This window comes from Flavobacterium enshiense DK69 (assembly GCF_000498495.1).
Lineage (GTDB): Bacteria > Bacteroidota > Bacteroidia > Flavobacteriales > Flavobacteriaceae > Flavobacterium > Flavobacterium enshiense.
This window is the reverse complement of record NZ_AVCS01000026.1, coordinates 1-7,124: the sequence shown is the minus strand read 5'-3', so window position 1 is coordinate 7,124 and position 7,124 is coordinate 1. Positions and strand designations below refer to the sequence as shown.

The following is a 7,124-nucleotide window of genomic DNA, read 5'->3' as shown; positions in this document are numbered from 1 at the left end:
TGTTTCTCCCGCACATATTGGCGCTACCGCATTAAACGTAGGCGTCACATTAGGCGTAACCGTAACAGTCATCGTAGTTGTCAAAGCGCACTGACCAGGGTTTGGCGTAAATGTATACGTAGCCGTAGTCGTGTTATCAAAAACAGGAGACCATGTCCCTGTAATGCCTTCAGTTGAAATTATTGGTAAGGCTGCCATTGTTGTTGAAGCACAAATCGGTGCAACCTGAGTAAACTGAGGTACTCTGTTTCCATTATCCAAATAAACAATATCAACAGAACTTGTACAATATAATGTTGTCCAATTGTATCTATAAGTACCCGATACGCTAAATCCGCTAATAGTAGTAGTATTATCGTATGGATCTGCAATAACTGTAGTCGCTGGATTGCTTGGATCAGCAGACCAAGTACCCGCTCCTGCCCCTACAACTGTAGTCACATTAGTACTCGTACAATCTAAACTTAAAGGAGACGCCGAAACAATACTGTTATCAGCTGTGAAGTTAATAGCATCCAAGAAATTTCCAACTGTAGCATTCCCTGAACCAGTTGGACCCGCCTCGAAAATAAATCGGGTAACCGTCTGACCTGCAGGAACCGTGTAAGATCCTGTATTAAACCTCCAAGCCGTTCTTCCTTGCACAGAGGTAGCAACCAAAGTATATGGTCCTCCCGGAGGTCCTGCTTTAAGATAACAAGTATCAGGACCAGCCGCAGATCTTCCCCTGTGTGCAAATCCGTAGTTAAACACTGTAGTTACAGGCGTTGGAAAATCCTGATACACATAAGAAGAATAATTTGCATTCAATTCGATAAACTGAGTACCGGAATAAGCCGGAGTATTATCCCCATTAGGGGTATCCCATACTTCTATAGCATGATCTGGAGCACTAGTTTTCCATCCCAAAAATGTATTATCATGTGGAAATATTGGCCAGTTACCGACAAAAGCAGGAATCTCGAAATCTGAGTTAACAGTATTGATCAAACAGCTTAAACTTGTTCCGCTGGCAGGAGCCACCGGTGTTTTAACACAAACGTTAAATTGCATATTGGTATCGGTAGTAACCGTATTGATTGATGCTCTTATAAAATAAGTACTGCCAACCTGTAATCCTGTAACCGTAGCTGAGTTGTTATAACTACAAGCCATTTGAGTCAAACTACCACAGTTTCCAGAATAAACTGTCAGCATAATTGGATGAGCAGTCCCTGCAAAATTTATAAAATCAATGATATGCGAAGTATTAGCAGCTGTGAACTGGAACCAGATATCACCTGAGTTATCAGTACCACAAGTAGTACCACCCACTGTAGAAATAGTTGATCCATTGAACATTCCGGCTCTTACCTGAGTACACAGATCGTTACTGTTAACCGGAACATTATAAGCTCCAGCACAATCATCATTTCCGATAAACGTTGTAAACGCTTTCGGTGCAGACCATACGCTAACATCTGTACCTGCTGTACAAACCGCTCTTACATAAAAATCATACGAAGTGGATGCCAGCAGACCTGTAATTGTGAAAGGCGGCGGAGTCGTTACCGGTGTACCTGTAGCAGCAGCGGTAGGTGCCGCAGTCCCCGTAGGCTGTGCAATAATTTCCCAAGCTGTTTCACTACATCCAGGTGTCCATGTTACGTTCGCACTGTTTGGAGTCGGAGTCCCAACAACAGCTAAGTTGTAAGGCTTAGGACAAGTAGGGATTTCTACTTTAAAGTTATCAACTGCGGCCGGTGTCTGTGTACCAGTTACCGTATTATTTCTCCATTCAACCACCACACGCATATTTCCACCTGCAAAAGGCACAGCATTAAACGCATAGGTTAAAGTTGCGAAACTTGCTCCATTAATTAACTGATTCGATAATTGTGTTCCTCCACTTGCAGCTGCCGTGATTCCGGTCCCTGCCACTGGAAGATATGTCGAAGGTACTACCCAAACATTTAAGTAATCCTGAGCCGCTTGTCCAACAGAACGCCAATCGAACGAAATATTCACTGTACCAGCACATGTTGCCGGTACAGCAATATCTCTGTAAGCGTGAACAATTGATCCGCTCGTTATCGCATAAAAATTGGAAGTTCCATTATCATTACTGATGTATAACGAACGTGTTCCACCGTTATTAGCAGCAGTTCCCTCGAACCACTTGTTCACCTGAGTTCCATTTGCCGTTGTCCAGCCTGAAGTTCCCTCAAAACCTTCATTATAAGGTATTGTTGCCGGAACCTGACTGGTAATGAATGTTTTTGGACCTGCCCAGGTACTTACATCAGTAACAGGGGTACAAGCCGCTCTAACGTAGTATTCATAACTAGTATTGGCGCTTAATCCTGTAATTGTAAACGGATTTGTTGCAGCCGGAATGATAGTACTTGATCCCGTTGGCTGACCGGAACCTGCCGGTTGAACAACAACTTCCCATTGTGACTCGAAAGCTCCGGCAGTCCATTGTACCGTTGCAGTAGATTGCGTTACGCTTACTACTGTCGGAACTGTAGGAGCCGGACATGTAATGATTGTAATGTTGATGTTATCAATAGCAACTGGCGGCTGTGTTCCTCCACTAGCATTGTTTACCCATTCAAAAACAACTCGAACATTCTGACCTGCCAACGCACCAACATTTAACACCAAATTTCTTCTGGCCCATGTTGCACTTTGGTTAATGCTTCCACTAAGATTGATTCTGTCAGCTGCACCTGTTATTTGTGTCCCTGCTGTCGGAACAAACGAAGTAGGTACAAGCCATGCTCTGAAATAATCCAAAGTGGTCTCCCCTTGTGCTTTCCAGTCAAAACCAAGATTAACCTGGGTAACACCAGCAGGGATTTGAACGTCTCTATACGCCTGAACTACCGAAGTTGATGTAAGTGTATACGCATTAGACACTCCATTATCATTAGAGATATACATTGCACGCGTACCTCCATTGTTAGCAGCTGTCCCCTCAGACCACTTATTCGCCTGAGTTCCATTCATAATTGTCCAACCTGATGTCCCTTCAAAGTCTTCTGCATAAGGTACTGTCACAGGAAATTGCGCTGTGGTAAATACCTTTGGTCCTACCCATGTACTTACATCTGAAGCACCACAATATGCTCTAACATAGTATTCGTAATTTATACCTGGGTTTAATCCCGTAATGGTAAACGGATTTGTTCCAGCAGGAATAATAGTACTTGATCCTGTCGGCAGACCTGAATTTACAGGCTGAACAACAATTTCCCATTGTGTTTCTGATCCTATGGTAGTCCATTCTACCGTTGCAGTATTTTGTGTTACAGCTGTTACTGCCGGAGTAGTAGGAGCCGGACATGTAATAACTGTCACATCAACATTGTCAATAGCTGCCGGTGGATTCGTACCTGCAGTATAATCGTTGCGCCATTCAAAAACGAGTCTTTTTGTTTGTCCTGCTAATGCAGCCGAATTTACAATTATATTTCGTCTTATGAATGCTGCTCCATTCAGATTAATGTATCCCGTTCCTCCTATCAGATTTATTCTGTCCGCAGCTGCAGTAATTTGTACTCCAGGGGTAGGAACAAAGTTGTCAGGCACAATCCATGCTTTTAAATAATCATATGTAGACTCTCCTTGTGCACGCCAATCAAACGCAACATTCATTTGGTTTGCACCAGCTGGAATTTGAATATCTCTGTATGCCTGAACTACAGAAGTAGGGTCTGGAGTACCGCCTGTAGTATAGGTATAAGCCACTCCATTGTTATTGGAGATGTACATGGAACGCGTTCCTCCATTGTTAACAGCAGTTCCTACAAACCATTTATTGGTTTGAGTTCCATTTAAAGTATCCCAGTTGAAATTACCTTCAAAGTTATCTGAGAAAGGAAGCGCCGCCGGAACTTGAAGAGTTCTGAAAGTAACTGGTCCAATCCAAACACTTGGGCCGTTAGCACCACAATCAGCCAATACATAGACATCATGATTTGTAGAACTATTGATTGCCGTAGCGTTATATGTTGATGTTCCAGTCACTGTCACTCCCTGTGTTGGAAGAGTCGGTACCGGTGAGCCTGTTGGCTGAACCAAAACCTGCCATGATGTTTCTGTACCACCCGGAGTCCACGAAATTGTCGCAGAAGTTGGCGCGATATTAGAAACTGCTAAAGCCATTGGTTCCGGACATGCAGGTATATTTTCAACGATTACCTGATCGATATAGATTCTCGAACCGTTTGCACCCGGCGCCACATACCAACCGATATTAACGTCGCCGGTTACACCAGTCATATTCACCGTTTTCTCGATATAAGTTGTATTGCTATATGACGCTGGTGCTACAAGCACATTTGTCAAATCCGCAGGTGATGTTCCGTTTGTAGAATATCTCACCTCGAAAGTACATGGAGATCCAGCCGTTTCAACACGGTATTTGTATTTTAAACGCTGGTTACCGTTAAGTGTGATCTGCGGTGAAATCAACCAGTCATTGTTAGACACTGAACTTGAAACAATACTCGCCGTTTGGTTTCCTTCAGCCGGGTTAGTGGCATAATCCATGTTCCATGAATTTGCATCACCGTCTGCATTCAATACTGTCCAGCACGTTTGTGTTGGGGAAGGATTGTTAAATCCTTCCGTGAAAGGAACCGTATACGCAGCACACAAGGTTCTGAAAACGAAAGGCCCTGCCCATACGCTATATGTTCCGCCTCCACAATCTACTCTCACGTAGAATTCGTAGCTCGTATTTGCTGATAAACCAGTAACCGTAGCCGAAGTTGTTGTTACAGGACTTCCTGCTCCTGGAGGCAATCCGCCTCCTTGAGGTTGGAATACATATTGCCAAGCAGTAGCTCCTCCCGGGTTACCCCAGTTTAGCGTTGCGCCTGATTGTGAAATTCCCGATGCACCTAAATTATTTGGCGGCGGACATCCTACCTGCTGAATGGTTAAAGTATAAGGAATCGTCAACGGAGTTCCTGATGTAGAAATTACTATATAATAAGTAGTTCCTGCTGTAACCGAAAGAAACGGAATATTTCTAGGCGTCGCTGCTGTATTGGCAACTCCAGCCAAACATATTGAACCTACGTTGGCACAGCTTCCATAAACAAAAAGACCTGAATTAGCTCCTGTTGTTGTCATAGTGATATCTACTACCCCTGTAAAAGAAGGCGTGAAAGCATAAAACACATCGTTACCGTTTAAATAGTTTCCTGCAATACCACAAGAGGCACCCGGAGTACCACTCACAACATTACCAAACAAATTGGTATTACTTGATTCCGTGAACGGAAGTGCAGTTATCGCGATAGGCGCTGCGCAAGTTTGACCAAATGGAATTGTCTTAAAAGCAAGCGGGCCAATCCAATTACTGGTAGCTCCTGTACTACAAACTGATCTGACATAGTACTTGTAATTCGTTGCAGGAGTTAAGCCTGATAAAACATACGGATTTGTAGCCCCAGTTATATCCGGCACCCCAGTGGGAGCATCGGCACTAAGCATCCATTCAATATCCCACGACGTAGCCGGCCCCGTATTTGTCCAGCCTAATTGTGCTGAAGTTGGAGTAATTTGCGTAGCTGTTAATGTTGAAGGATCTGTACACTGCTGAATAACATTTACATCATCAAGTACCCAGCGGTCTCCCCAATACGGGTTTGGAGACGAATCTCCTGTTTGAGAATGCACTTTTACAAAGGCAATGTAAATGCTTTGTCCTGCATAAGCCGTTAATGACTGCACAACTTCACCATAAACATTGTACGCAGTTGAACCACCTGCCTGCATAGCTGTTTCTAACTCTGGTTCAGTCCATTGCTTAAATGTGGTAAAACTTGCCCGGTCGGTTTGCGAAGTTGTTGAAACTCGCAATTGGTAAAGCGTACCATAATCGCCGGCCGCTGTCATTTTCGTCCAAAAACGGAGCTGTGAGTTAGTCGGCACAGTAAACTGAGGTGTGACTAACCAATCCTCAGAGGTGTTATTAAGACCTAAGTCTTCCCTATCTGCCATAGCGTGCTGTAAACCACTATGCGGAGGGCCGAAAGCGGTTGATCCCGTCCAGCTTTTGACGGTACCTGTTCCGTTATCCATAACGTGCCATGTCGCGGGAATACCCGAATTGAAATTTTCCGGAAACTGTGCATATCCCAGAAAAGACATTAACGACATGAAAATTACAAGAGTAATTTTTTTCATAATTAATATTTGGTTTTGAAATAGTTTAATTCCCAAATTTATATTAAACACCATGTGACTTTGTCCCAACATTTTAGCCTTGCATCCCAACAAGCTGCTTTCACAAAAATCTAAAAATTGTTTATTTTATTGCGTTTTCAGTAATTTTAACTTAAAAACTAACAAATAACTTTAATTTTTAAGCTAAAAATGTTATAAAACCAAATATTCAAAACCAGTACTAAACCAAGGGCTTCTAACACCAAAAACCAGAAGCATTTTTTTTATTGTAAGGAGCAAATTATTAGCCTTTTCATAATCTAAAACAACTTCTTTTTTTCGATAACTAACAGGGCAGAACTATTTCAGCAAACCATTTTCTTCCATGCAATCATAGTAGTTGAAGCAATAAAAAAAACCACTCGTTTCCGAGTGGTTTTTTAGTATTAAGATATTCGAATGATTATCGTTTCATCGAGAAGTGCGCTTTAAATATTTTCTCTGCTCCGTTCTCTTTGTATTTAACGGTAAACCAGTAATCCGTAGATGGTAAGGTCTGTCCGTTGAACAATCCGTCCCATCCGTTTCCGCCTGGAACAATCTGTTTGACCAGTTTGCCATAGCGGTCAAAAATATGGATTTCAGCATTCGGCTGATCGTTGCTCAACGACCAGATGTTCCAGGTATCGTTATAACCGTCACCGTTCGGTGTAAAGAAACGCGGATAACCAATGGTCACGATATGCTCTAAAGTGATATTTGTACATCCTGCAGCATCCTGAATTGTTACGGTATGCTCTCCCGGTAAAACATTTACAAAGACATTGCTCTCCTGGAAGGCTCCACCGTCCAGACTGTATAAATATGATCCGTTTCCGGCTACAGTTACCGTGATAGCCTGAGTATCCTCAAAGTAATTCGTAACTACTGCTGTAGCGCTAGTTGCCGGATTAGAAGCTTTA

The 7,124-nt window shown here is 42.9% G+C and carries 2 protein-coding genes; both read right to left on the bottom strand.

The genetic code is table 11. The annotated features are described in order from the left end of the window. On the bottom strand, positions 1-6,183 hold a 6,183-nt coding region (locus FEDK69T_RS15560), incomplete at its 3' end, for a fibronectin type III domain-containing protein (RefSeq protein WP_162147253.1). Positions 6,184-6,625: 442 nt separating this feature from the next. Then, on the bottom strand, positions 6,626-7,124 hold a 499-nt coding region (locus FEDK69T_RS13175; RefSeq protein WP_035656421.1), incomplete at its 5' end, for a T9SS type B sorting domain-containing protein.